The organism is Kibdelosporangium banguiense (assembly GCF_017876405.1).
GTDB lineage: Bacteria > Actinomycetota > Actinomycetes > Mycobacteriales > Pseudonocardiaceae > Kibdelosporangium > Kibdelosporangium banguiense.
In genome coordinates this window covers 9,026,671-9,047,259 of record NZ_JAGINW010000001.1, presented here as the reverse complement: position 1 = coordinate 9,047,259, position 20,589 = coordinate 9,026,671, and the positions used below count along the sequence as shown (strand labels likewise).

At 66.3% G+C, this 20,589-nt stretch carries 18 protein-coding genes; 10 read left to right on the top strand and 8 right to left on the bottom strand.

Translation table 11 applies throughout. The features are described 5' to 3' along the window. Window positions 1-55: 55 nt before the first annotated feature. Complete coding sequence (locus JOF56_RS41100) at window positions 56-733, top strand: GntR family transcriptional regulator (protein ID WP_209645001.1); 678 nt, start codon at window positions 56-58, stop codon at window positions 731-733. A gap of 98 nt (window positions 734-831) precedes the next feature. Then, entirely contained in the window at window positions 832-3,786 is a 2,955-nt protein-coding gene (locus JOF56_RS41095; RefSeq protein WP_209645000.1) for a beta-L-arabinofuranosidase domain-containing protein, read from the top strand. A 9-nt stretch (window positions 3,787-3,795) separates the two neighbouring features. On the opposite strand, the gene paaK is transcribed toward JOF56_RS41095, so the two are convergent. From paaK to JOF56_RS41075, 4 genes are all read right to left on the bottom strand, one after another. Beyond that, window positions 3,796-5,058: a phenylacetate--CoA ligase PaaK gene (gene paaK / locus JOF56_RS41090; protein WP_372448299.1), complete on the bottom strand. Its 1,263-nt coding sequence runs from the start codon at window positions 5,056-5,058 to the stop codon at window positions 3,796-3,798. Beyond that, window positions 5,055-6,071, bottom strand: coding sequence for a phenylacetaldoxime dehydratase family protein (locus JOF56_RS41085; protein WP_209644999.1), 1,017 nt, complete (start codon window positions 6,069-6,071; stop codon window positions 5,055-5,057). The genes paaK and JOF56_RS41085 overlap by 4 nt, the downstream gene beginning before the upstream one ends. A 4-nt stretch (window positions 6,072-6,075) precedes the next feature. After that, window positions 6,076-7,083 carry a carbon-nitrogen hydrolase family protein gene (locus JOF56_RS41080; protein ID WP_209644998.1) on the bottom strand — a complete coding sequence of 336 codons (1,008 nt, stop codon included), beginning with the start codon at window positions 7,081-7,083 and terminating at the stop codon, window positions 6,076-6,078. A gap of 84 nt (window positions 7,084-7,167) precedes the next feature. Then, window positions 7,168-8,127 (bottom strand): AraC-like ligand-binding domain-containing protein, encoded by a 960-nt coding sequence (locus JOF56_RS41075; RefSeq protein WP_209644997.1) that lies wholly within the window; start codon window positions 8,125-8,127, stop codon window positions 7,168-7,170. Window positions 8,128-8,371: 244 nt separating this feature from the next. On the opposite strand from JOF56_RS41075, the gene JOF56_RS41070 reads away from it, so the two are divergent. Together JOF56_RS41070 and JOF56_RS41065 are read left to right on the top strand one after the other, a co-directional pair. Further along, window positions 8,372-9,463: an AAA family ATPase gene (locus tag JOF56_RS41070; RefSeq protein WP_209644996.1), complete on the top strand. Its 1,092-nt coding sequence runs from the start codon at window positions 8,372-8,374 to the stop codon at window positions 9,461-9,463. Window positions 9,464-9,844: 381 nt separating this feature from the next. Beyond that, a complete protein-coding gene (locus tag JOF56_RS41065; protein WP_209644995.1) occupies window positions 9,845-11,359 on the top strand; it encodes a serine/threonine-protein kinase in 1,515 nt (504 codons plus the stop codon). On the opposite strand, the gene JOF56_RS41060 is transcribed toward JOF56_RS41065, so the two are convergent. Beyond that, window positions 11,360-12,007, bottom strand: a complete 648-nt coding sequence (locus tag JOF56_RS41060) for a TetR/AcrR family transcriptional regulator (protein ID WP_307855482.1) — start codon at window positions 12,005-12,007, stop codon at window positions 11,360-11,362. 113 nt (window positions 12,008-12,120) lie between these two features. Between JOF56_RS41060 and JOF56_RS41055 the strand changes: the two genes are divergently transcribed. Both JOF56_RS41055 and JOF56_RS41050 read left to right on the top strand, forming a co-directional pair. Continuing rightward, a complete protein-coding gene (locus JOF56_RS41055; RefSeq protein ID WP_209644993.1) occupies window positions 12,121-13,332 on the top strand; it encodes a cytochrome P450 in 1,212 nt (403 codons plus the stop codon). A gap of 13 nt (window positions 13,333-13,345) precedes the next feature. Next, window positions 13,346-13,540, top strand: a complete 195-nt coding sequence (locus tag JOF56_RS41050; protein WP_209644992.1) for a ferredoxin — start codon at window positions 13,346-13,348, stop codon at window positions 13,538-13,540. Here the strand turns inward: JOF56_RS41050 and JOF56_RS41045 are convergent. Further along, on the bottom strand, window positions 13,524-14,213 hold the full coding sequence (locus JOF56_RS41045) for an NADPH-dependent F420 reductase (RefSeq protein WP_209644991.1): 690 nt from the start codon (window positions 14,211-14,213) through the stop codon (window positions 13,524-13,526). The genes JOF56_RS41050 and JOF56_RS41045 overlap by 17 nt on opposite strands. Before the next feature lie 129 nt (window positions 14,214-14,342). On the opposite strand from JOF56_RS41045, the gene JOF56_RS41040 reads away from it, so the two are divergent. The 3 genes from JOF56_RS41040 to JOF56_RS41030 all read left to right on the top strand — a co-directional run bounded on the left by JOF56_RS41040 (window position 14,343) and on the right by JOF56_RS41030 (window position 16,918). Further along, on the top strand, window positions 14,343-15,203 hold the full coding sequence (locus tag JOF56_RS41040; protein WP_307855481.1) for a helix-turn-helix transcriptional regulator: 861 nt from the start codon (window positions 14,343-14,345) through the stop codon (window positions 15,201-15,203). A 160-nt stretch (window positions 15,204-15,363) separates the two neighbouring features. Next, window positions 15,364-16,146, top strand: a complete 783-nt coding sequence (locus JOF56_RS41035; RefSeq protein WP_209644990.1) for an ABC transporter ATP-binding protein — start codon at window positions 15,364-15,366, stop codon at window positions 16,144-16,146. Window positions 16,147-16,156: 10 nt separating this feature from the next. Then, the gene (locus JOF56_RS41030; protein ID WP_209644989.1) at window positions 16,157-16,918 is read left to right on the top strand and encodes an ABC transporter permease; all 762 of its coding nucleotides are present in this window, start codon (window positions 16,157-16,159) and stop codon (window positions 16,916-16,918) included. A gap of 68 nt (window positions 16,919-16,986) precedes the next feature. Here the strand turns inward: JOF56_RS41030 and JOF56_RS41025 are convergent, their stop codons facing one another. Both JOF56_RS41025 and JOF56_RS41020 read right to left on the bottom strand, forming a co-directional pair. Then, a complete protein-coding gene (locus tag JOF56_RS41025) occupies window positions 16,987-18,033 on the bottom strand; it encodes a LacI family DNA-binding transcriptional regulator (RefSeq protein ID WP_209644988.1) in 1,047 nt (348 codons plus the stop codon). A 122-nt stretch (window positions 18,034-18,155) separates the two neighbouring features. Beyond that, window positions 18,156-19,565, bottom strand: coding sequence for an MFS transporter (locus tag JOF56_RS41020; protein WP_209644987.1), 1,410 nt, complete (start codon window positions 19,563-19,565; stop codon window positions 18,156-18,158). 101 nt (window positions 19,566-19,666) lie between these two features. Here JOF56_RS41020 and JOF56_RS41015 point away from each other — a divergent pair, with 101 nt between their 5' ends. Further along, window positions 19,667-20,533 carry a helix-turn-helix transcriptional regulator gene (locus tag JOF56_RS41015; protein WP_209644986.1) on the top strand — a complete coding sequence of 289 codons (867 nt, stop codon included), beginning with the start codon at window positions 19,667-19,669 and terminating at the stop codon, window positions 20,531-20,533. Window positions 20,534-20,589: the final 56 nt, after the last annotated feature.

Here is a 20,589-nt window from a genome sequence, read left to right as displayed (position 1 = left end):
CGAAAGTACGACGTAAGATCGGTATTCGGGAGTGGAGTCGCACCTGGAGGACCGGATGGCCGAATCACGGCACCTGGCGCTGCCATCGTTCGCGCGCTGGACCAGCGTCCGGGAAGAGGTCGCGAACGTGTTGCGCGGGGCCATCATCGCCGGTGAGATGCGGCCCGGTGAGCTGTATTCCGCCTCGGGACTGGCCGAGCGGTTCGGCATTTCGGCCACCCCGGTCCGTGAGGCCATGCTCGACCTGGTCAAACAGGGGCTGGTCGAAGTGATCCGCAACCGGGGCTACAAGGTCACCGTGATCTCGGAGGCCGACCTCGACCAGATCACCCAGATCCGCCATTTGCTCGAGCCGACCGCGGCCGCCGAGGCGGTCCCGCACATCACGGCCGACGAGCTGGTTGCCTTGCGCGAGCTCGCATCGGCGATCGTGGACGCCGCCGCCGAAGGGAACCTCGTCAGCTACATCAACGCCGACCGGGAGTTCCACATCCGGTTGCTCTCGGCCGCCGGGAACCACCGTCTGGTGCGGATCGTGGAGGATCTCCGCGCACAGACCCGTCTCTACGGGCTTTCCGCCCTTGTCGCGTCGGGTCGTCTGGTGGACAGCGCCCAGGAGCACGTCGAGATGTGCGACCTGATCGCCTCGGGTGACGCGAAAAAGCTGAAGAAGCTGATGAGCACGCACCTGGGCCACACCCGTCGCGAGTGGGCCGGCCGCTCGCCGGAGTAAACCCTTGCCCTGTTCGGCGTCCTTGACGTGTAATTCTGACGATCAGTAAAATTGCACACCTTACATGTCATCTGGCACCAACGACGGTGGGGAACTGGATGGACAAGGATCTCTCCCGGCGTCGCGTCCTGCAGATGGGCGCGTTGTCCGCGGCTCTCCCGTTGCTCCCCGGTCAGGCGCATGCAGCACAGCCGGACTTGGCTGTGCTGAACGGTTTTCCCAGTCCGGGTAGCTGGGTCGTGCGGCCGTTCGACCTGGGGCAGGTGACGCTGGGCAGCAGTGTGTTCCGGGAGAAGCGTGACCGCCTGCTCTATTTCGCCCGCGAGTACGGGCCGAGCGTCGTGGGCGGGGTCCGTGACGACATGCGCGGTCCCGACCGGATGTTACGTAGCTTCCGCGTCAACGCAGGGCTCGATCACAAGGGCGCCAATCCGATCGGCAGCTGGGAGACCCCCGACGGAAACCTGCGCGGCCACTACACCGGCCATTTCCTGACGCTGCTGGCGCAGTCGTACGCGTCGACCGGTGAGCAGATCTTCAAGGACAAGCTCGACTACATGGTCACGACCCTGGGCGAATGCCAGGATGCGCTGGCCGCCGCTGCACGCCGGCCGACTCCCCGGGTAGCGGGTCGATCGGGCACGGCGGTTCGGCTGACCGGTACCCCGAACGGTCACATCACTGGCGACGCGGATTACATCGCTGTGCCTGCCGGTGTCACCAACGGGCTGACCGACTTCACCGTCGCCACCTGGGTCAACCTGGCGGTCCGGGACGCGGACGCGCGGATTTTCGACTTCGGCAAGCCTGGTGACAGCGCCGCCGACTCGAAGGTCCGGATGTACCTCGCCGCACACACTTCAACCGGCGGCCCGCGATTCGCGATTACCACAGGTAATGCGGAGCAACGTGTCGACGCCACCACGCAACTGGCCGCTGGCACGTGGGCGCATGTCGCCATCACCAAGGCAGGCAACGTCGGCACCATCTACGTCGACGGGGTCGTCGCAGGTACGGGCACCCTCAGCCTCAGCCCGGCGGACCTGGGTGCCACCACCAACTGGATCGGCCGGGCCCAGTTCCCGCAGACCAACATCAAGTTCCTGAACGGGACGCTCGACGAGTTCCAGATCTTCCGCCGTGCCCTCGCCGGCGCCGAAGTGGCATCCGTCGCGCAGAACGCCAGTGCTGTGGGCACCACGGACTTGGTGGCGTGGTACCGGTTCGACGAAGCTCCCGGGCCATCTATTGTGGACTCATCCGGCCGTGGCAACAACGCCGAGTTCTTCGGTGCCACCGACGGACGACGGCACCCCGGCTTCTTGTCGGCGTACACCGAGGCCCAGTTCATCAGGCTGGAGGAGTTCACGAACTACAGCGGCGCCGGTATCTGGGCGCCGTACTACACCCTGCACAAGATCACGCGAGGCCTGCTCGACGCGTATCACCTGGCCGGCAGTGAGCGGGCGCTGGACATCGTCCGCAAGGTCGGCGACTGGGTGCACAGCAGATTGTCCACAGTGGATCGTGACCGGCTGAACCGGATGTGGTCGCTGCACATCGCGGGCGAGTACGGCGGGATGAACGAGGTCATGGCCCACCTGGCGGCCATTGAGAACGACCCGGCCCGCAAGGCCGCCTATCTGAAGACCGCCACATGCTTCGACAACCGGCGCACAGTGTTCCCCGCGGCCGTGGAGAACCGCGATGTGTTGCGCGGTATCCACGTCAACCAGCATGTGCCGCAGTTCATCGGCTACCTGCGTGTCTTCGAGCAGAACCCCGCCGGCCGGGAGTACTTCACGGCGGCGCGGAACTTCTGGCACATGGTGTTGCCGCACCGCATGTTCAGCCACGGCTCGGCCGGCGGGCAATACGCGGCGGGGCAGGGCTACCCGGAGAACACCAACGCCGAGCTGTTCCAGCCGCGCGACGACATCGCCGGTTCGCTGACCTACCAGACGCGCCCACAGACCGACACGGACGGTGGTGGCGGCGAGACCTGCTCCACCTACAACCTGCTCAAGCTCACCAGGAACCTGTTCTTCCATGACCCGGACCCGGCGTACATGGACTACTACGAACGAGGCCTGCTGAACCACATCCTCGGCTCCCGGCAGGACGTGAACAGCGCGGCCGAGCCGATGGTGACCTACTTCCTGCCCGCACACCCAGGCGCCACAAGGGGATTCGGCAACATCGGCACCTGTTGCGGCGGTACGGGGCTGGAGAACCACACCAAGTACCAGGACACGATCTACTTCCGGTCGGCGGACGGCAAAACGTTGTACGTCAACCTCTACATCGCCTCGACCCTGCGGTGGGAAGGCTTCACCGTCACGCAGGAGACAGACTTCCCCCGCGAGCAGAAGAGCACGTTGACCGTCAATGGACGCGGTCGCCTCGAAGTCAAACTCCGGGTGCCGGGCTGGATCCGGAAGGGTTTCGCAGTCACGATCAACGGCGTCGCCCAGGACGTGAAGGCCGTCGCGGGCACGTATCTCAGCCTGAACCGGGACTGGTCGCCGGGGGACCGCATCGAGATCTCGATGCCGTTCAGCCTGCGAATCGAGCGGGCGATCGACGATCCAGCGGTCCAGAGCCTGTTCTACGGCCCGCTGGTGCTCCCGGCACTGAACAGTTCCCGCAGCTGGCGAACCTTCTCCTTCTACAAGCACCTCAAACTCGACGGCGACCTCCGCGCGGCGGTCAACCCACTAGGCCAGCCGAACTTCTTCGCCACCCAAAACCACACACTGCGACCGCTCTACATCGGCATCGACGACGCGCACCACATCTATTTCAAGCGGGTGGAGCCGACCGTGGTATTCGGATCGGTCGATTCCGGCGTGTCGAACCAGGCTGTGGACGAGGAAGGTTTCTCGTTCCTCGACCGCGTCTGGCAGGCAGCCCCGTTCGAAAACCACGCCCACTTCGTCCGACAGGTCGGGGACGTGTCAGCGCAGTGGCAGGCAAAGGGCCGCTTCACCCGGCACGACCGCCAGGCCGTCCTCATCGCCGCGTCCCAGGCCCAGGACAGCATGCGCACCTGAGAGGCGGCTTTACTTCGGTCGGTTGTCGATGACCCGACGGAGTTTGCCGACCGAGCGTTCCAGGGTGTCCGGATCGGTGATGTCGACTGCCACGCTGATTCCGATGCTGTTCTTGATCTGCCCGGCCAGGGTGGCGGCGGCTGTCTGGCGGGCGTCGGTGGCTGTGGCGGGGCGCGCCTCGACGCGGACCGTCATCGTGTCCATCCTGTCCTGTTTGGACAGGATTAGCTGGAAGTGCGGGCTCAGGCCGGGTGTGCGGAGCACGATCTCCTCGATCTGGGTGGGGAACACGTTCACGCCACGCAGGATGATCATGTCGTCTGTGCGGCCGGTGACTTTCCGCATCCGGCGGAACTCGGGCCGGGCGGTGCCCGGTAGCAGACAGGTGAGGTCGCGCGTGCGGTACCGGATTATCGGGAGCGCCTGCTTGGTCAGCGAGGTGAACACCAGTTCGCCCTGCTCACCTTGGGGCAGAACCACTTGCTCGATCGGGTCGACGACCTCCGGGTAGAAGTGGTCCTCCCAGATGTGCAGGCCGTCCTTGGTCTCCACGCATTCCTGGGCCACGCCGGGGCCGATCACCTCGGACAGTCCGTAGATGTCGACCGCGTCCATGCCTGTGCGCTCCTCGATCTCGCAACGCATCTGCTCGGTCCACGGTTCGGCGCCGAAGATGCCCACCCGTAGTGAGCTTGTGCGCGGGTCGATGCCCTGGCGCTCGAACTCGTCCAGCAGGGTGAGCATGTACGACGGGGTGACCATGATGATCTCGGGCCGGAAATCCTGGATGATCCGCACTTGGCGGGCGGTCATGCCGCCGGATGCCGGGATGACCGTACAACCGAGCTTCTCCGCGCCGTAGTGGGCGCCGAGACCGCCGGTGAACAACCCGTAGCCGTAGGAGATGTGGACCTTGTGGCCGGGGTGGCCACCCGCCGCGTGGATGGAGCGGGCCATCACCTCGGCCCACGTGTCGAGATCCTGCGCGGTGTAGCCGACCACGGTCGGTTGGCCGGTCGTGCCGCTGGAGGCGTGGATACGGCGCACCTGGTCCCGCGGGACGGCGAACATGCCGAACGGGTAGTTGTCGCGTAGATCCTGCTTGGTGGTGAAGGGAAACTTCGTCAGGTCCTCAAGGCTGTGGCAGTCCTCGGGGCGAACACCTGCGTCATCGAACTTCTTTCGGTATGCCGGCACGTTCTCGTACGCGTGCCGCAGCGTCCACTGCAGACGTTCGAGCTGCAGCTCGCGTAGTTCGTCGAGTTGGATCACCGCAACGTCCGCAGCAGTCCCGTCCTGGCGTGACAGCCCAGGTATTCGAACCGCGTTTGGGACTGCTCGGCGACCGTGACCTCGTGGTAGAGGCGTAGCCGCGCCGCTGGGCCCATCGTCGACAGGTACTTCATCGCCACCCGGAAGATGGCCACGTGCGTCGGGTGGGACTCCGACCAGGTTTCGAGGTCTTCGAGGCCTCGCCACCAGCTCAGGCCGAAGCTCTTGTCCGTCTGGCTCCCGTCCTCGGCCAGCACCCGGACGTATCGGTTCGCGTAGCAGCCGATCGGCAGGCCGTCGTCACGAAGGAAGTCCATGCCCGCCCGCAGCACGGGTTCGACCTCTTCCAGGTACATCCGCCGCTCGTCGCCGTCGGTCTCGGACCACTCCTGGCCCGAGCGGATCAGGCACAGGTTGCCGTTGGGCACCACCGTTACCAGGTCGCCGGAGGTGTGCACCGACACTGCTCCGAATGGTGCGAGTGTGTCCGTCTGCGACAGTGGGATCCGGTCCCGCGCGCCGCCCCAGTATCCGTGTTCCTGGATCTCACCGCTCAACTTGTCCGCCGCGACGGCTATGCCTTCGACTCGGTCGTTGGAGAACAGTGTCTCGAACCGGTGTACGGTCGGCTGCGCCGCCTCCAAGAAGAAACCCGCCTCAGGACTCGCCGGGCCGGTGGTCCAGAAGTCGTTGTCCGCCAACCACGACGCGAATTCCGCCGGGTTCGTCCAGTACCGGATCTCCAGAGTGGTGTGGTAACCGGCCTCGTCGACGTACCGTGCCCGCTCGCGATGCGCGCCGCCTGCCGTCCCGGCCAGGCGCGTCAAGGCCGCTTCGGCTACAGGGGGCGGGTCCTGCGACGCGTGTTGCACCCCGAAGTAGGCCATGACGACCTGCTGCATCGACGGGTCGAACCGTGCTGAGAACGACGGGTACGGTGGCTGGAACGTGTCCGACTTGCGGCTTGATCTGGTCCGTTCGACTGTCAGGTATGGGGGAATCGCGGATTCCATGTCGTCACGCCCCGTCCGCGGTGACGAGTTCGATGTCCTTGAACTCCGGCTCTGGCTGCTCTGCTCCACTGTGGATGATCCGTGGATTCGCGCCGAGGTTGACCTGCAGACGGAACACGTCCGGGCGCGAGTAGTGACCCACCGGGTCCGCGGCGGACTTGGCGATCGCGATCAGCGAGAAGTCCAGGTCGGCGAACAACAGGCCCTCGTCGGTCTCGGCCAGCGGAGATGCCAGTTCGCTGCCCTCGGGACCGTAGATCCGGGCGAATCCGCCGCCCTTGAGCAGCAACTGTTTCTTCACGTCGTCATCGCAGAATGTCTCGTGCGCCGCGTCGCCGACAACGCCGCACGGCGCGAGCACGAACGTCTGGCCTTCCACGGCGTACACCAGGCTGGCCGCGGTGTTGACCTCCGGGCCCAGCGCCTTCGCCCCGCCGCGGTACACCGAGAAGCTCGGCCACGAGGCGACGTGGATCTGCTCGCCCAGGCTGTACATCGTGTACTTGGTCAGTGGCTGGAAGTGTTCCCAGCAGTTCAGCGCGCCGAGCCGGCCCAGCTTCGTGTCGTGCACCTGAATGTCGCTGCCGTCGCCCTCGCCGAACACACTGCGCTCGACGTGGGTCGGCTTGAGCTTGCGGCGCACGGAAAGCACGCGGCCGGTGTCGTCGATGAACGCCTGCGCCATGTACAGGCTGCCGCCCGCCTTCTCGCTGAACCCGAGGACAACGTGCACGCCATGTTCGGCTGCGGCAGCCGCGATCCTGGACATCTCGGCGCCGTCGCGGGTCATCGAGTTCTCGCTGTAGCGAGGGACGAACTGCATGCCCCAGGCGGGCGAGTCGAGCCAGATCCACCACGGGTAGCCTGGCAGGAAGGTCTCCGGGAAGGCGACCAGCCGGGCACCGCCCGCCGCGGCATCGGCGATGAGGCTGACGACCTGGTCCACCCCGGCGGCCAGATCCAGCCACCTCGGTTCCGCCTGGACGACCGCGACGCGAACCTGTTCTGCCATGGCAAGCCTCCGAACTGAGCCGCAACTGCTACCGGCTCACTATCGGCCGCTCACCAGCCGTCCGGATCGACAACGCGTGCCGCCTCACTGACCGGACGTGCCACGGAACTGTCCGGGAGTCATCCCTGCCTCGTGGCGGAACACCCGGAAGAACTGCCGTTCCCCGGCGAACCCGCACGCCAGGGCGATCGACTCAAGCGGACGCCCACGATCGGCCCGCAGCAACGACTTCGCGTGCTCCACCCGGACGCGCCGCAACAACGTGCCCACCCCGTCCGGCGTGCCGTCGAACAACCGGTAGAGCGTCCGCTTCGAAATCAGGAACGCGTTGGCCACGTCGTCGACCGTGAGGTCCGGATCAGCGTGATGGGCGCGCAGGAACGCCTGGATACGTTGGCGCGTCAGGACTTCGTTACGAGGAGCCCGGCCGGCGGAGAGAGCCAGCGCGGACGCCATAAGCCCGCGTCCCTGCGTCGCGAGGGTGGCCGCGCCGAACGGGTCAGTCTGATGGAGATGCGCGAGGCCGTGAAAGAACTGAGCGACGACTCCGGCAGGACTGTTCGCGCCGAGCTTCACCGCCGTGACGCCCCGGGAGTCGCGAAGCCCAGTCTCAGCGAGCATCCCGCGCAGCGGCACCTGCACGACGACCTGCTCGAACGTGTCGTCGAAATGCAGGGTGTACGGACGAGTGCTGTCGTAGAGAGCCATCTCGCCGGGAGCCAGCTCGGCCACACGGCCATCCTGCTCGATCCGCCCGCAGCCACGCGTCTGAATGCTCGCGAGCAGATACTCCTCCCCGGCACGGGCGATCAACTGCGGCGTCCGACGGACCCGTTGCCCACCCGCATGCACAGTCGTCATCTCGAAGGACTCAAGGTCGGCATGCCTCAGCCGGCCATCGAACCGCCCCGGCCTCGTCGGCGTCGCCGACAGCTGCACAAACGTGGCGCAGATCAGATCCCGCCAGTACTCGAACGCACGCGGCGCCAGAACCTCCGAAGTGGACCACACCTCGGCGGGACCGGTCGGCCTCGAGCCGCTCATCGCGCAATAATGCGCCGACGTGCACGAACTGTGCAACAGACCGATCCGGCATGATCCCGGACGCGTGAGCGGGAGCACTCCTGACCGTCAGTTGGCTGCGAGTGCGTCAACAGCGGTAGATTGTCGTAGGTTTACGACGAAATCGAAGCCTTGCGCGCGGCCAGACTGCAGAGAGGGATATGTTGTGCTGATCCGGTTCGAAGTATCGAACTTTCGTTCGATACTTCATCCTGTCGAACTGTCGATGGTGGCTGTCGATCGGGATCGGGACGAAGCGCACCCCATTCCCAACCTGGGTGAGAGCCTCCTGCCGCTCGCGGCCATCTTCGGGCCCAATGCCTCCGGCAAGTCGAACGTCCTGGCCGCACTGAGCTGGCTTCGGTCCGCCGTGCGCGATTCACTGGTCAGGTGGGACGACAAGATCCCGGTGGAGCCCTTCGCCTTCACACAAAGCCTGGCGTCATCGGAGTTCGTCGTCGCGGCCGTCGTCTCAGGTGTTCGCTTCGAGTACGTCGTCGAGTTGGACCAGCAGGCTGTTCGCTACGAAGGCCTGTTCCACTATCCGGAGAAGAAGCGGCGGCGGATCTTCGAACGTGAGGGCCTGGAGTTCACCCTGCAACGCGGCCTGGGCAGGCTGTCCGGAACTCGGGAGTTGCTGACCGACCGGGTGCTGGCACTGTCGATCGCCCGGCGGTTCGATGAACCTGTTGTCTCGGACTTCGCCCGGTATCTGCTCAATATCCAGGTGCTCGGACAGGGGCTGGAGGATCCGGCGAAGCTGGCGCCGGAAGACCGGGCTCAGGCGTTGGCACTGCTGCGGATGGCCGATCTTGGCATCGATGATGTCGTGATCGAACGGTTGGAAGGCCGTCAGAAAGTGCGTCTCATGCATCGAACGGCCGAAGGGGCGATGCCGCTCGACTTCGAGGCCGAGTCGGAGGGAACGCGTACCTGGTTCAGGCTGATCGGCCCGGTCCTGGGCGCGCTCAAGGAAGGCTCACTCGTCCTGTTCGACGAGTTGGACGGAAGCTTGCATCCCACGCTGTCCATGCACCTGATCCGGCTCTTCCATGAGCGGGCAACGAATCCCAAGGGCGCGCAGTTGGTGTTCACCTCCTATGACACGAGCCTGCTGAACCATCTCAACCGCGACGAAGTCTGGCTGACCGAGAAACTCGAAGACGGCGCCACACGGCTGGGTGCCTTGGCCGAGTTCGCCGGCGAGCGAGTGAGGAAGTCCCAGAACCTGGAAAAGGCATACTTGCACGGCCGTTTCGGCGCGTTGCCCCATGTGGACCGGACCGAGATGCTGCGCGCTCTCGGCTTGGTCGGCTGATCCGATTGCGCCAAGAAGGACGCGGGCAAAGGACCTCAGGGACTACATCAGCGCACTCAAGCGGCTGCCGAGCATCCGCGGCACAACACCTCGATCGATATCGAGGCCGCCACAGAGCGAGGAGTGCCGCAGACGCTCGTGCGCCGGGCCGTCGAGCGGGCCCGTGACGATGAGGTGGACGAATGCTGGTGTGTGTCCGTCATCGTCGATGTACGACCTCTTGGCGGCGATCGAGCGTTGACGCGGGAGTGCTCCGTCTCGGGCAGGCGAGAAACTGGCCGTTGCTCCTGGCGTTGTGGGAGTTGATCATCCGTAGGATGGGCCGCGGTCTGGTGAGTGGGGCGTCCGGGGTTCGGCGCTTGCCTGTTCGGAAGGGTTGTTGTGAAGCCGCTTGGAGCGTCCGATCCGATGGTGATCGGCCGATACCGGATTCTGGCTGAGCTGGGTCGCGGTGGGATGGGCCGCGTGCTGCTTGGGTCTGGTCCGGATGGACGGCTGGTTGCGGTGAAGCTGGTCAGCTCCCTGTTTGTCGAGGATGAGGGGTTTCGCGCCCGCTTCAGCCTGGAGGTCGAGGCCTCGAGAAGGGTCTCCGGGGCTTATACGGCTGCCGTGGTCGAGGCTGATGCGGACGCGGAGGTGCCGTGGCTGGCGTCGGTGTTCGTGCCGGGTCCTTCGCTGTATGAGGCTGTGACGGTGGCTGGGCCGTTGCCGGAGGAATCGGCGTTACGCCTGGCGGCCGGGCTGGCCACGGCTCTGCTGGAGATTCACCGGGTCGGCCTGGTTCACCGGGATCTCAAGCCCTCCAACGTGCTGTTGACCGACGACGGCCTGCGCGTGATCGACTTCGGTATCGCCAAGGCTGTGGACGACTTCAGCGGTCAGCTCACCCGGACGGGCTCGACGGTCGGGTCGCCGGGGTTCATGTCGCCTGAGCAGGCCGAGGCCGGCACGCTCGGTCCGGCCAGCGACGTCTTCTCCCTGGGTGCGGTACTCGCTGCGGCGTGTACGGGACGCAGTCCATTCGCGGGCTCGTCGACCCTGCAGACGCTGAACAATGTGGTGAGCGTCCACCCGGACCTGTCGGCGATCCCGTCACGGGTGCGCCGGATTGTGGAGCGGTGCCTGGAGAAGGACCCGCGCAGGCGCCCCAGCCCTGAAGAGATCCTCAACTTGGCGCACCCGGTCCCGCCGTCGGTGCGGCCCTGGTTGCCCGCTGTCCAACGGATGATCGACGATCAACGCGCCGCCGTCGCGCAAGTCCTGTCCGGCGAGGCGCCGGAGCAAACGGTCCGCGTGACCGTGCCTCCGCCGCACTCCACCTCGGTCATACCCGCGCGTCGGGGGCGACGGCGGACGGTGGCGGCCATCGCGGGCGCGGCCGTCGTCGCGCTGTCAGCCGTAGCGGTGGTGATCTGGCAGAACTGGCCGACGTCCGCGAGCGGTGAACCAGCGCAGGCGCCGCCGTCGCCAAGTACGAAGGAGTTGCGGCTTTACTGGAACGGTGCACTGCAGGACAACGCCACCTGCGTCACCGACGAGTGTCTGGGGCGATATCGCGTCGGGTACCAACCCGCCCACCCGGAAGGACGTGTGCTGGTCTCCCGCGAGGACGGCACGGTACCCCTGAAGACCTACCGGAACGAGGCTCGCGGGGACATCGTCAGCTGCGGGACCGACACATGCGTCAACCAGAACAAGCACGATGGGTACGTCTTCATCCGGGACGAAGGCTACGTCTACCGCGCGCAACGGCCCGGCACGGTCCCGCTGCGGTTGTACTGGCACGAAGGACGCAAGGACAACGCGACGTGCGTGACCGACAAATGCAATGAAGACCAGAAAAACGCTGGTTACAAGTACATCCGGGATGAGGGCTTCGTGTACCCGGTCGGCTGATCAGGTGTCCGACAGTGCTCGCGTGACGAGGCTGATCGCGTTGGCGATGTGTTCGCGGTGCCTGTCCAGGGTTTGCGGAGTGATGCCCTTTTCCGCTGTGGCATGAACAAGATGATCTGTCGCGGCCTTGAGTACCGCGTTCATGGTGGCGGCCTGCACGCGGACGTCGAATGTGTTGGGCGGCTTGCCCATGCGTTCGGCGAGCACTTCGGCGAAGGTGTCTTCCGAGCGTTCGCGCAGCACCAGGTAGACGGCACGGAGCGCGGGTTCGTCATGGGTCATCCGGATCACGGCGAGCACTGCTTCGACGTCGGTGCCGGGTGCCGAGTCGAAGACGGGTGTGTAGGTCGCCCGCAGGTGCTCGATCAGCTCGAGTTCGGGCGGCCACGCGCGCAGGACCGCCCGGAAGGCGTCGATCATCTTGGTGAGCAGCGGCTCCACACAGCTTTCCTTGGTGCGGAAGTAGCGCCACAGCGTGCGTTCGGAGACTCCGGCGGCCCGGGCGATCTGTTCGCCGGAGGTGGCGGCCACGCCCTGTTCGGCGAACAGCCGGACCGCGTGGCGCGAGATGTCGAGGCGTTGCTGCTGGCGTTGTTCGTCGCTCGCCGGCGGCCGTCCCCGGCGGGGTGCGTAGCCGGTGCCTGTCACGACGTCCTCCATCAGGGGATCTAAGCATGCCCGAAGGCAATGGAAACTTTAATGGCAGTCACTGACAATAAAGTGCTACGGTCGGGTTGTCGGAAAATCACTGGAGGAGTGCCATGAGCGTTGCCGCTGAGCGTTCGCAGTTGCCCTTCCCGAGGCCGAACATCCTCGACCTCGCCCCGCTGTACGAGGTGCTGCGCCGGCAGGGCCCGGTCACGCCGGTCACCACCCCGGCCGGCGATCCCGCGTGGCTGGTCACCCGCTTCGAAGAGGTCCGCGAGCTGCTCAGCGACAAGCGGCTCGGCCGCTCACATCCCGAGCCGGAACGGGCATCACGCATCACCACCGCCGCGGTGCAGGACGGGCCCTCAGGCAACTACGACACCGAAGAAGCCGACCACACGCGGATGCGCCGGCTGCTGACCCCCGCGTTCTCCGCCAAGCGGATGCGGATGCTCACCGATCACATGCAGCAGCTGGTCGACGGCTACATCGACCAACTGTTCATCGAGCACGACACCAACCCTGACGGCGTCGTCGACCTGCACGCCGGGCTGGCCTTCCCGCTGCCGGTCGCGGTCATCTGCCAACTGCTCGGCGCTCCCGAGAAAGACCGCGCGTACTTCCACACGCTGTCAGAGCGGATGTCCAACACCGTCATCGGCGAGGACGCCCACCGCGCCCGGGAGGAGTTCAGCCGCTACATGATCGGTCTGGTCGAGACCAAACGTCCGCAGCTGGATGAGGACGTGATCTCCGACCTCGTGCGTGCCCAGAGCGCCGACGAGGCCTTCGACTACGACGAGATGGTCCGGCTCTGCGTCGGATTGCTGTTCGCCGGGCACGAGACCACCGTCAACCGTATCGGCCTCGGCACGCTGTTCCTGCTCACCCACCTCGACCAGTGGGAAGCGCTGACGGCCGACCCGGACGGCCGGGTCGACGCCACCGTCGAAGAGATCATGCGCTTGGGCGCGCCCGGCGACCTGGGCCTGCTGCGGTACGCCCACACCGATGTCGACGTCGCCGGTGTCACTATCCAACGTGGCGACGCCGTGATCCTGTCGGTCAACTCCGCCAACCGCGACGCTTTGGTCTACACCGATGCCGAGACCTTCAACCCGGACCGTCCGGAACGCGCCCACCTCGGATTCGGCCACGGCGCGCACTTCTGCATCGGCGCGAGCCTGGCTCGCACGGAGTTGCGGGTCGTGTTCGCCGCCCTGGCCCGCCGCCTGCCTGGTCTACGGCTCGCCAAACAACTCGATGAGCTTGAGGTGCGCACCACGATCACCGGTGGCGTCACCGCGCTTCCCGTGACCTGGTGACTGGGAGGACATCGTGAAGGTGGCCGTTGATCAGGACAAATGCGTCGGCTCCGGGCAGTGTGTGCTGGCCGCCGACGATGTGTTCGACCAGCGCGACGAGGACGGAATCGTGACGCTGCTCGACGCCGATCCGCCCGCCCAGCGGCTGGCGGATGTGCGGCACGCGGCTGTGGTCTGTCCGGCGCTGGCCATCACCGTCGAGGAGTGACCGCGATGTTGAAGTGAAAGGTGCCGAGCACGGCTGAGAGCGTGAAGTAGAGCGGCATGTACATCTCGACGCCGCGCGCTGCCCGGATGCCACCGAGGTCGATGATCGCGTCCATCGGCCATCCGAACCCGTGCAGCAGGCTCTTGGCTGTGTTCTTGGCATCAGTGTCGTCGCCCGCGAGGAAGATGTTGTGCTCCCCGGGGACCCGCTTCGGCTCGATCATGACTTCGAAGAACACCGTGTTCAGGGTCTTGACGACGCGTGCGGCAGGGAAGGTGCGCTGGATCTGCTCACCGAGGCTGTCGGTGTTGGCGACCGTGAGCGTCGGCGGCATTCCCTGGGAGAGGTCGAGCGGAAGCGCGATGTCGACGATCACCTTGCCGGCCAGGTTCGCCGCGCCGGTCGCATCGAGCGCCGCCAGTGAGCTGGCGCCCGCGGTCGCGTTGACGATGAGTTCGGCGTGCGCACCGGCCTTGGGGAACGGCACCAGCCGCACTTCGGGGCTGGTCTGCTGCCACACGGCGTAGGGCGGGTGCCCCAACGCGTCCGGCTCGGTCCGCGCCAGCGTCTGCTGCACGTCCCGCGTGCCGATCACGACGTCGTGTCCGAGCTCGGTCAGGCGGTCCGCGAACCCGCGGCCGGCCATCCCGGTGCCGAGAACGGCGATCTTCATGGTGAACTCCTGTTTCCTGAAGTGGACAGTCACCATGCAACTCGCGGCGGCTGTGATGTGGGAGTCACGGCTCTGAGGGGTACCGACAGGGACACCCAGCCGCGCTGCGGCGCACCTAAACTGGTCTTTGTGGACCACCGCGCTGAAACCCGGACATTTCTCCAGTCCCGGCGCGCCAAGATCACGCCCGAGCAGGCCGGTCTGTTCGCCGGCGGCGAGCGCCGGGTGGCCGGTCTGCGCAGAGGCGAGGTCGCGATGCTCGCCGGAGTCAGCGTCGAGTACTACACCCGCATGGAACGCGGACACCTCGGCGGAGTGTCCGAGGGCGTCCTGGACGCGATCGCCCGTGCACTGAGACTCGACGACGCGGAACGGGCGCACCTGTTCGACCTCGCCCGCGCGGCCAACACCACCGCCGCCCGACGGCGCAAGCCCGTCCAGCCGACCGTGCGGCCCAGCGTCCAACGGATCCTCGACGCGTTGACCAGGGTGCCCGCGTTCGTCCGCAACAACCGCTTCGACATCGTGGCGACCAACTCACTCGGCCGCGCGCTGTATTCGGAGATGTTCGCGGGCTCAGTGGGATCAGTGAACATTCTGCGGTTCATCTTCCTCGATTCCCGCGCGACACGCTTCTACGTCGACTGGGAACGCAACGCCCGAAACAGCGTCGGAGCACTGCGTGTCGAGGTCGGCAAGAACCTGCACGACCGCGAGCTGTCCAACGTCGTCGGCGAACTCGCCACCCAAAGCGACGCCTTCCGCACCATGTGGGCCGAACACGACGTGCACGTCTACCTGCCCGGGGCGAAACGCGTACGCCACCCCGACGTCGGTGAACTGGAACTGGCGCACGAGATCATGGCCCTGCCTGGCGACGAAGGCCTGGTGATGTGCACTTACAGCGCCGAAGCCGGCAGCGCGTCCGAGGACGGCCTCAAGCTCCTGGAAAGCTGGTCCGCCACCACCGGGAGCGCCGGCCACCGCTGAGACTCGTCTTGATCGTCGTGCCCCGTGAGCTGGGCTTTCTCGTGAGATGACGCCCGTGTCAGCGCGGTGGCGGTGCCGTGTCAGGGCCTAAGGCGATCGTTGCCGCCATGACCAGTTCAGCGGCCTCGGCGGTCGATGCGATCGGGATGGGGGCAGTCTGATGCCTACCCAGGCAATCCATGTACGGGGTCTCGAGAAGTCCTATGGGGACCTGAATGTGCTGCGCGGTGTGGACTTCGGTGTGGCGCGGGGCAGCATTTTCGCCCTGCTCGGTTCCAATGGGGCGGGCAAGACCACGGTTGTGCGGATCCTGTCCACCTTGCTCAAGGCGAATTCGGGGACGGCGAGCGTCAACGGTTTCGATGTGGCCACGCAGGGTGCGGACGTGCGGGAGGTCATCAGCCTCACCGGGCAGTTCGCCGCGGTCGACGAGATCCTCAGCGGGCGGGAGAATCTCGTGCTCATCGCCAGGCTGCGGCACATCAAGGATCCGGGCAGGATCGCGGATAACCTGCTGGCGCGCTTCTCGCTGACCGAGGCGGGCGCGCGGAGGGTGTCGACGTATTCGGGTGGCATGCGCCGCCGTCTGGACATCGCGATGAGCCTGATCGGGGATCCGTCGGTGATCTTCCTGGACGAACCGACCACCGGGCTCGATCCCCAGGCGCGTGTCGAGGTGTGGCAGGCGGTCAAGGAACTCGCCGGACAGGGCACGACGGTGCTGCTCACCACCCAGTATCTGGACGAGGCCGAGCAGCTGGCCGACCGGATCGCGATCCTGCACGAAGGCCGGATCATCGTCAACGGCACCCTCGCCGAGCTCAAGCAGCTGCTCCCGCCCGCCAAGGTCGAATACGTCGAGAAGCAACCGTCGCTTGAGGACGTTTTCTTCGCCATCGTCGGCGACGACCGCAAGAGCGGCGAAGTCCGCACAGACAAGTAAGGAAACGACGATGACCACGCACGTCCTCGGCGACACCACCGTCCTGTTGGGACGATCCCTGCGCCACATCACCCGCAGCATCGACACCATCATCACGACCGCGATCACGCCGATCGCCATGATGCTGATGTTCGTCTACGTGTTCGGCGGCGCGATCAACACCGGGTCGAGCTCGTACGTGAGCTACATGCTGCCCGGCATTCTGCTCATCACGATCGCGTCGGGGATCGCCTACACCGCGCTCCGGCTCTTCACCGACCTCAAGAGCGGGATCTTCGAGCGCTTCCACTCCATGCCGATCGCACGGTCGTCCGTGCTGTGGGCACACGTGCTGACCTCGCTGGTCGCCAACCTGATCTCGCTTGTGCTCGTCGTGGCCGTCGCCCTGCTGATGGGCTTCCGCTCAGGGGCGGGAGTGCTGGCCTGGCTGGCGGTCACCGGCATCCTGCTCCTGTTCACCCTGGCGTTGACGTGGGTCGCCGTGATCGCCGGTCTCACCGCGAAGACAGCCGAAGGCGGGGGCGCGTTCTCCTACCCGCTGATCTTCCTGCCGTTTCTCAGCTCGGCATTCGTGCCCACCGCGACGATGCCCGGCCCGGTGCGCTGGTTCGCCGAGAACCAGCCGGTGACGTCCATCGTCAACACCATCCGCAGCCTGTTCACCGAGCAGCCGATCGGCAGCGACATCTGGGTCGCCCTGGCCTGGTGCGCGGGCATCCTCGTCGTCGCGTACGTCTTCGCCTCGTCGGCATACCGCCGCAAGATCGCCTAGTGCCAAGCCCGGGCACGACCGACTGTGCCCGGGCTTGGTTTCCCGCGTGGTTGATCAGAGCGTCAGCTTCAGGCCACGGAATCGCGTAGGCGTACCGGCATGGGCACGCGGTACGTCCTGGCTTCCGGTGCGGTTTCCTCGCCGTCCCGGGTGATCTCGGCGAGAAGTACTTCGACGGCTTTGCGTCCGAGTTCGTAGTGGGGGAGGGCGACGGTGGTGAGTTTGGGGCGGAGCCAGCCGGCGACTGGATGGTCGTCGAACGAGATGACGGACACGTCCGCGGGCACCTTGAGGCCGAAGTCGTCGAGCGCTTGGTACGCGCCGACGGCGAGCCGGTCGTTGAGGCAGATCAGGGCGCGTGGCCGGGTGTGCTCCAGGAGTTCGCGAGCCGCCTCGTAGCCGTACTCCGGCAGCCAGTCGTCGCAGAGGCGACCGCCGGCGATCTTGACCTTTGCCCGGGTGAGGACCTCGCGGATGCCGGTGACCCGTTCGGCGGCGGCGACGCCTCCCGATGGCACGTCACGGCTCCGAGGGCCGGCGCCGATGAGGTGGATGCCTTCGCTGTGGCCCGCGTCGAGCAGCACACGCGCGGCGGTGCGACCGGCTTCGAGTTCGTCGGGCACGACTGAGGAGAGTGCGGATGCCCGCTTCGCAACGGCGTTGAGTAATACGGCAGGCCCGGTCGTGAGCGCTGTCGGCACCTTGACGGCCCGGGTGTACATCGACGCGTAGATGATGCCGTCGACCTGACGATCGTGCATGGCCTGTAACAGGTCGCGTTCGAGGCCCGCGTCGCCATCGGTCTCACCGATGAACAACAGCATGTCTTGTTCGCGCGCGGCCTCGATCGCGCCTTTGATCATGTCACCGGCCAGCCGGGACGTGGCGACGGTGTCCGACACGAAGCCGATCGTCCGGGTAGTGCCCGTGCGCAGGCCACGGGAGACGATGTTGGGCCGGTAGTTCAGCTCTTTCGCCGCCTCGAGGACCTGCTGCTCGACACTGCTGGAGATCCGTAGTTCACGGGCCCGGCCGGCCAGTACGAGGGACGCCGTGGTGCGCGAGATGCCTGCCCGCTTGGCGACTTCCGCGAGCGTGACCCTTTGTGGGCTCAACGGGCAACCTCCGGCGTCATCCTCGACATGTGCGACTGTGCAGCGTAACACCGCTGTGTGCCAACACGTTTGGCAAACGGTGCGTGCTCGGGGCCGACCGCGGCGCAATCCTATGTGGAAGTTCAGTCGCCGGTCTGCCGGGTGGCGCGCCATGTGGTTCGGGCCAGTGCGATGGCGACGATCGCGCCGACGGCGGTCAGTGCGGCGATCCATGACAAGGTGGTGGTGATCGCCTGGGTGGTGAGGGTCAGGTAGAGGCTGCCGAAGATCGCGACGCCGACCACCTGGCCCAGTTGGAGCGTGGTGGTCACCAGGCCGCTGGCGTCCGCCGCCGACGTGGCCGGGACGTTGACCAGGGTGTGGGTCATCAGCGGGCCGAACGCGGTGCCGACACCGACCGCGAACACCAGCAGACTGGCTGCGATGACGAGGCTCGACGGCCGGTCGGCGAGCAGGATCGCGGTGATCAGGTAGCCCGCAGCGCCCACCGCGAAGCCGATCGGCACCAGCAGGTGATGGCTGCGGGCGGGCAGGCGGCGCCAGTAATAGCCGCACAGGCCGAACAGCACACCGGACGGGGCGAACGTCAGGCCGGTCCTCAGTGGACTGTCGCCGAGCTGGATCTGCAGGTGTACTGACGTGGTGAACAGGAATCCGCCGTACGCGATCATTCCGGCTGCCAGTGTCGCCAGCCCGGACGCCGCCCCGGGCACGCGCAGCACGGCCAGATTCATCAGTGGATGCTCGATTCGCCGCTCCACCACCACGAACAGCGCCGCGAGCAGTGCACCTGCCACCAGGCTGACGAACGTCCAAGCCGGCCAGTGCAACTCGTGGCCGAGCACCAGCGGCAGCACAATCAGGCACACCGCAGGCATCGAGACAGCCAGACCGACCAGGTCCAGCCGGCGCGCCGGGGCGGGCTCGTCAGGCGGCACCAGCTTCGGCACCAGCGCCGCGACCACGATGCCGATCGGCACGTTCACCAGGAACACCGGCCGCCAACCGCTGTGCAGCAGGTCCGCGCTGACCAGCAGACCGCCGATCACCGTGCCGCACACGCCGCCCACCGCGATCACTGCGGCATATGCCGACAGTGCCTTGGCGCGCGCCTGGGCCGCGAACTGGGTCTGGATGGTGGTCATGATCTGCGGCATCATCAGCGCCGCGCCGACGCCGTTGACCAACCGCGCGGCCACCAGCACGCCCGCGGACGGGGCCAGGCCGCTGAGCAGCGAGGTGATCGTGAAGCCGATCACGCCGATGAGAAAGATCCGCCGCCGGCCGTACAGCTCCCCGAGCCGCGCGCCGGTGATCAGGAACATCGCGTAGGTCAACGTGTACCCGGCGACTATGAGCTGGGACGTCGAGCCGGATGTGTGCAAGTCCTGCTGGATCGACGGGATCGCGACATTCACGACCGTCACGGCAAGCAAAGCCATGAACTGCCCGGTCAGCAGCACGATCAGCATCAGCCAACGCTGCCGCTCACCGCCCGGTGCCTGAGCGGTCGCAGCCGAATTCATTGTCATGCCGACCACCTTCGGGCGGCCGGACAGATCGCACCGAGTGCCCTCTGGTGCTGGTACTACCACTACCCCTCTCGGCGACCGGAACTAGGGGATGATGGGGTGTGGCCACATTCGACACCGCCGACGGACGCAGGCGCAGCGAACTGGGCGCCTTCCTGAAGACGCGCCGCGCCCAGCTCCGCCCGGAGGACGTCGGCCTGCCGCCGGGAGAGCGGCGGCGCACCGCGGGTCTGCGCCGCGAGGAGGTCGCACTGCTCGCCGGAGTCGGCATCACCTGGTACACCTGGCTTGAGCAGGGACGGCCGATCAACGCCAGCATCCAGGTCCTGGACGCGGTGGCCCGCACCCTGAAACTGGACCGCGCCGAGCGTCGGCACCTCTACGAATTGGCCGAGGCCACGCCACGACGCGACCGGGAACACGGCACAAACCTCCCGCCGGCCACGAAAGTGCTGCTGCAATCGTTGCAGCCACTGCCCGCCACCCTGGTCAACGGCCGGTTCGATGTCTTCGTGGCCAATGACGTGTACCGAGCGCTCTTCCGCGACTGGCACACCGCAACCGGCACGTGCGTGCACCGAAACGTGTTGTGGTGCTGCGTGACCGAGCCGATGGCACGTTGCTGGTACGTCAACTACGACGCCGAGATCGCGCACATGGTCGCCCGGATGCGCGCCGAGTACGCCCGCCACGTCGGCGACCCGGACTGGGAAGAGGACATCCGCCGGCTGCAGGAGACCAACGAGGAGTTCGCGCGGCTGTGGGCACGGCACGAGGTCGCCGAACCCGCCGTCCGCCACCGCATTTTCGAGCTCCCCGAATTCGGCCGAGTCACTTTTTCCGGGCAGGAGCTGGCAGTGTCAGCTGTGCCTGGCCTGACCATCCAGGTGAACACCCCGCAGGACGCACACACCTGGTCCGTCATCAAATACCTGGCCGAGGAAATGGACGTGTCCCTCGCGGACTGAGGGCCCTTCGATGCCCACGCGTGGCATGCCGCTCGAGGTGTACGCTTACTCCAAAA

Bases quoted from the DNA above. Each gene is read 5' to 3' on its own strand.
- JOF56_RS41095 (WP_209645000.1), top strand. From the start codon at position 832: ATGGACAAGGATCTCTCCCGGCGTCGCGTCCTGCAGATGGGCGCGTTG.
- JOF56_RS41075 (WP_209644997.1), bottom strand. From the start codon at position 8,127: ATGAGCGGCTCGAGGCCGACCGGTCCCGCCGAGGTGTGGTCCACTTCG.
- JOF56_RS41070 (WP_209644996.1), top strand. From the start codon at position 8,372: ATGGTGGCTGTCGATCGGGATCGGGACGAAGCGCACCCCATTCCCAAC.
- JOF56_RS41100 (WP_209645001.1), top strand. From the start codon at position 56: ATGGCCGAATCACGGCACCTGGCGCTGCCATCGTTCGCGCGCTGGACC.
- JOF56_RS41085 (WP_209644999.1), bottom strand. From the start codon at position 6,071: ATGGAATCCGCGATTCCCCCATACCTGACAGTCGAACGGACCAGATCA.
- JOF56_RS41045 (WP_209644991.1), bottom strand. From the start codon at position 14,213: ATGAAGATCGCCGTTCTCGGCACCGGGATGGCCGGCCGCGGGTTCGCG.
- JOF56_RS41035 (WP_209644990.1), top strand. From the start codon at position 15,364: ATGCCTACCCAGGCAATCCATGTACGGGGTCTCGAGAAGTCCTATGGG.
- JOF56_RS41080 (WP_209644998.1), bottom strand. From the start codon at position 7,083: ATGGCAGAACAGGTTCGCGTCGCGGTCGTCCAGGCGGAACCGAGGTGG.
- JOF56_RS41030 (WP_209644989.1), top strand. From the start codon at position 16,157: ATGACCACGCACGTCCTCGGCGACACCACCGTCCTGTTGGGACGATCC.
- JOF56_RS41020 (WP_209644987.1), bottom strand. From the start codon at position 19,565: ATGACAATGAATTCGGCTGCGACCGCTCAGGCACCGGGCGGTGAGCGG.
- JOF56_RS41055 (WP_209644993.1), top strand. From the start codon at position 12,121: ATGAGCGTTGCCGCTGAGCGTTCGCAGTTGCCCTTCCCGAGGCCGAAC.